Here is a 243-nt window from a genome sequence, read left to right as displayed (position 1 = left end):
GGTAAATGCCACGGTGCTGCCTGCAGACGTTTGAGGCGGCGCATTTTACCAGAGCGACGGGGGCTTGGGTAAGCGGAATGTCAGGTGATTAGCGCCACCCGGGCTTACACGATTCTTGTGGGAGCGGGTTTACCCGCGAATGGGCGGCAAAGCCGCCCCGGGGGTATCAGCTGCGTTCAGGCTGGAAGCGCACCACGAAGCCCTTGAGGCTGTTCTGGCGGTTGATGGCGTCACGCACGCGCT

At 62.6% G+C, this 243-nt stretch carries 1 pseudogene; it reads right to left on the bottom strand.

What is annotated here, in order from left to right:
- Positions 1–166 precede the first annotated feature (166 nt).
- Positions 167–243: pseudogene (locus J5M71_RS29130) on the bottom strand (SPOR domain-containing protein); the annotation flags it as partial.

The sequence above is a fragment of the Pseudomonas sp. 43(2021) genome (assembly GCF_017490805.1).
GTDB lineage: Bacteria > Pseudomonadota > Gammaproteobacteria > Pseudomonadales > Pseudomonadaceae > Aquipseudomonas.
Note: the sequence above shows the minus strand (reverse complement) of the source record. Positions and strands in the feature narration are given on the sequence as shown.